Genomic DNA, 4,394 nt, shown 5'->3' with positions numbered 1-4,394 from the left:
TTTGGGGTTTGGGGTTGTGGTTGTGGGTGTGGGGTGGTGGTTTGTGGGTGTTTGGGTGGGGGTTGTGGGGTGTGGGGTTTTGGTTGTTGTGTGTAGGGTGTGGGTGTGGGGTGTGGGGAGGTGAGGAGAATAAATAAAAATAATCTCCTGTCCCCTGTCTCGGAGTCCCCTGTCTCGGAGTCTCCTGTCTCCCGTCTCCTACTCTCCTGAATGGTGAGCTAATAAATTATTTTCGATCGGGATCGTAAAGTTCAACCTTTAAGGTATGATTGGGAACATTAATTATTTTTTTATGTATTGCACTAAAACGTAGAGGGCAAGCAGCAGTGATTAGAGTAGCGATCAATGGTTTCGGACGGATTGGACGTAATTTCCTAAGATGTTGGTTAGGACGGACTGATAGTGGCTTGGAGGTAGTGGGGATCAATGATACATCCGATCCCCGTAGTAACGCTCACCTGCTCAAATATGACTCGATGTTAGGCAAACTTAACGCTAATATCGATGCCGATGATAATTCTTTAATTGTTAACGGTAAAACCATTAAATGTTATTCCGATCGCAATCCCCTCAATCTGCCCTGGGCAGAATGGGGTGTAGATTTAGTGATCGAAGCTACCGGTGTTTTCGTCGATGAAGAGGGCGCTTCTAAGCATATTGTCGCAGGAGCTAAAAAAGTCCTCATTACCGCACCGGGTAAAGGTTCGGGTGTGGGAACCTATGTGGTTGGTGTCAACGCTCACGAATACGAACACGATAAATACAATGTCATCAGCAATGCCAGTTGTACCACCAACTGTCTTGCTCCTGTCGTCAAAGTGATTCACGAAAACTTCGGCATCATCAAAGGGACGATGACCACCACCCACAGTTACACTGGTGATCAACGCATTCTTGATGCTAGTCACCGGGATCTCCGTCGCGCTCGCGCCGCTGCCGTTAACATCGTTCCCACCTCCACCGGTGCCGCTAAAGCTGTAGCCTTAGTTATCCCCGACATGAAAGGGAAACTTAACGGGATCGCTCTGCGTGTACCCACTCCTAACGTTTCTGTGGTGGATTTAGTGGCGCAAGTGGAAAAAAGTACGATCGCGGAACAGGTAAACGAAGTCCTCAAAGAAGCTTCGGAAAATTCTTTGAAAGGAATTCTCGAATATAATGATTTACCCCTCGTTTCCTCTGATTATCGCGGTGTTGATGCCTCCTCGATCATCGATGCTAGTCTCACCATGGTGATGGGTGGCGATATGGTAAAAGTTATCGCTTGGTACGATAACGAATGGGGTTACTCCCAACGGGTGGTTGATCTCGCTGAAGTCGTCGCCAGCAAGTGGAAAGGCTAAATCAGTGATCAGTAAACAGTGAACAGTGGGCGTTAATTAGGAGTCAGGAGTGGTTAGTGATAACTGATAACTGATAACTGATAACTGTTAACTGAGCAGTGATAAATTCTCACTGAAAAAGCGCCGATAGATTCCCTCTGTCACCAATTGAGCGGTGATTAGGTTAGCTAGGGCAATCATAAACAGGATCAGTATCTGGTAGGAAGCGGCGTTTAAAGGTTCACTTCCTGCCAATACCTGTCCGGTGAACATTCCGGGTAAACTGACTAAACCCACCACCATCATCTGATTGAGGGTGGGTATTAAACTAGCTCGAATCGCTTCTTTTTGATAAGCTGCGATCGCTTGTTGAGGGGTTGCCCCTAAACAAAGATGGGTTTCGATTTCCAAACGGTGACTTTTAATGGCACTGCTTAATCTCTCCCCGGCTAAAGAGGCACTATTCATCGCTTGCCCTAACACCATCCCCGTCAAGGGAATTAAGTATTGGGGCGAGTACCATTGTTCTGGTTGAATAATTAAAGCGATCGCATAACCTAAAGTTAGACAGCTACTAATCAACAGAGAGCCAAAAACTAGGGGTAATAAGCCTTTATCTCGGCTATCGATGCGATTTTTAGCAACAATAGTCGCAATAGTCATCATTACTGCCAAAATCCCCAGCACGGCCAGAGGATTATCCAGGGAAAAAATAACGGCGATAACGTAGCCTACCACTAATAATTGCAGGATCGATCGACCAGTCGCCAATAATAATTGTCCCTCTAGAGCTAAATTTGACCAACGGGAGAGGATTAAACAAATACCCATCATCCCCAAAGCCCAACCCAAATCCACCAGATTTAGTTCTACTAATCCATCCATAAAAATAAAAGAAACAAATTACAACAATACTTAATCTATAAATAGCAAGTTTATAATTATTTTTGACTAATTATTCCTTCTTTTCCCCAACAAATCCCGATTAGTCTCTAATTTGAGTGAAAGCGCGTGAGTACAATTCCCCCCGTCGATTTATCCCGTCAATACCAAGTCATCAGCGAAGAAGCTAACCATGCCGTTTTAGAAATCCTCCGTTCTGGGCGCTATATTGGCGGTGAAGTTGTGAGCGAATTAGAACGACAATTTGCCCTCTATCACGGTGTTAGCGATTGTGTTGCCTGTAATTCGGGAACCGATGCCCTTTATCTGGCACTGCGCGCCCTCGGTATTCAAGCGGGGGATGAAGTAATTACTTCCACTTTTTCTTTTATTGCCACCGCCGAAGCGATTAATTTAGTCGGGGCAGTGCCGGTTTTTGTCGATATCGATATTAATACTTTTAACCTCGATGTGGCACTGTTGGAAAAAGCGCTTACTCCCCAGACTAAAGCGATTATCCCAGTACACCTTTTTGGGCAATCTGTCAATATGTCTGAGGTAGTAAATTTCGCTCGTTCCCATAATTTATTTGTAATCGAGGATTGCGCTCAGGCAACGGGAGCAGAATGGCATGGGCAGAAAGTGGGGAGTATCGGCGATATTGGCTGTTTTAGCTTCTTTCCTACCAAAAATTTAGGCGGTTGTGGCGATGGTGGCGCAATTACCACCAATAACCCCGAGTTAGCGGCACAAATTCGCATGATTAAAGAACACGGCAGCAAGGTGCGTTATCTCCACGAGGTAATCGGGGTAAATAGCCGCTTAGATGCCATTCAAGCGGTTATTTTGCAAATTAAGCTAAAATATCTCGATTTTTGGAATAATCAACGGATCGAGATTGCCCAACGTTATCGAGAATTACTGCAACCCTTGCCTAATATCACTTTACCTACCGCTTTAGCTGGGGGTAAGCACGTTTGGAATCAGTACACAATCCTAACGGAAAATCGTGACCAAATTCGGGCAGCTTTGCAGGAAAAAGATGTCCTATCCATGGTTTATTATCCGATTCCCCTACATTTACAGCCGGTTTATCAGTATTTAGGCTATAAAAAAGGTGATTTACCCATGGCTGAATTGGCCAGTGAAAAAGTGTTATCTTTGCCTATGTTCCCCGATTTAAGCTGCGAGGAACAACAACAGGTAGCCTATGCGCTGAAAGATTGTTTGCATAGTTTTTCAATTTATGATTTAGCCGAGGATTGAACTAATGAGTTAGATAAATGAGCGTTCAAAACCAGCCGAGGATTTACTAAATAACTTAAGAAAAGTAAAGCGTGATTTAGTCTATGATGCCTGGGATTTCTGGCGTACTCTAACTCAAAAAGATCAACTAGAAAAAGTCATCAATCAAAGAGAAATTCGTTTTATCGGTTTGAAACGTAGTGGTAATCATGCGGTGTTAAATTGGATTAGAGCGCAAGAACAAGATTCTTATTTTCCGAATAATGTTAATGTTAGTATCAGTCCTTTTAGGCATTTTCATCTACACTTCAACCCTTATGGGTTTTCGAGAGGAAGCTTGGGGAAATTTCAAGACTAAAAACTGTTTTTTGTATAGCTACGAAGACCATAGTATTGCCAAAATAACTGAGCAAAAATATGAAAAAAAACATGATCTTTATGTAGGAAAAACCAGTCATAAGTAGGTGGGTGGAATTAAATATAAGATGAACGTAGGTTGGGTTGAAGCATGAAACCCAACGCCCGATTATGTTACGCTACCGCTAACCCATCCTACAAATAATTGTGCCTCCCTACTTAGGTACGATGTACTTTTACTCAGAGATACGTTTAATCTGATTGCCAGTCGTTTGAAAAAGGGATTTTTATCTGTCAAGACAAAAGGAATGTCTCTGACTGATATGTGGATTGAATACGCCAAAGAATTCCTTGAAGAAACTAGCTATCTAAGTAATAACAAGGTTATTATTAATTACAATCTATGGTTTTCTGATATTAGTTATCGTCGAGAAATTTGGTTCTTCGTTACTTGGTATGGTTCGATAGGGGGGCATAAATCGACTAAATCTTTATCTGGCAAGAGACTTAATTGATTAGTTCGCTCTAGATAAAAAACAATTGACAAAAATCGCTAAATGCCTTTCTATATAAGGGTTCCATCCCTTA

General features: G+C 42.8%; 4 protein-coding genes. 3 read left to right on the top strand and 1 reads right to left on the bottom strand.

Features of this window, described 5'->3' with window-relative positions:
• The first annotated feature begins 326 nt into the window (after nt 1–326).
• Nucleotides 327–1,343, top strand: a complete 1,017-nt coding sequence (locus tag O9290_RS00840; protein WP_287691733.1) for a type I glyceraldehyde-3-phosphate dehydrogenase — start codon at nt 327–329, stop codon at nt 1,341–1,343.
• A gap of 87 nt (nt 1,344–1,430) precedes the next feature.
• Here O9290_RS00840 and O9290_RS00835 read toward each other — a convergent pair whose 3' ends face one another.
• On the bottom strand, nt 1,431–2,207 hold the full coding sequence (locus tag O9290_RS00835; RefSeq protein ID WP_002760702.1) for an ABC transporter permease: 777 nt from the start codon (nt 2,205–2,207) through the stop codon (nt 1,431–1,433).
• Between the two features lie 126 nt (nt 2,208–2,333).
• On the opposite strand from O9290_RS00835, the gene O9290_RS00830 reads away from it, so the two are divergent.
• Both O9290_RS00830 and O9290_RS00825 read left to right on the top strand, forming a co-directional pair.
• Entirely contained in the window at nt 2,334–3,470 is a 1,137-nt protein-coding gene (locus O9290_RS00830) for a DegT/DnrJ/EryC1/StrS family aminotransferase (protein WP_288055791.1), read from the top strand.
• A 248-nt stretch (nt 3,471–3,718) separates the two neighbouring features.
• On the top strand, nt 3,719–3,913 hold the full coding sequence (locus O9290_RS00825) for a hypothetical protein (RefSeq protein WP_288055790.1): 195 nt from the start codon (nt 3,719–3,721) through the stop codon (nt 3,911–3,913).
• Nucleotides 3,914–4,394: the final 481 nt, after the last annotated feature.

This window comes from Microcystis sp. LE19-41.2A (assembly GCF_027530405.1).
Classification (GTDB): Bacteria; Cyanobacteriota; Cyanobacteriia; order Cyanobacteriales; family Microcystaceae; genus Microcystis; species Microcystis aeruginosa.
The sequence above is the reverse complement of the archived record's forward strand: the minus strand, read 5'-3'. Positions and strand labels throughout refer to the sequence as shown.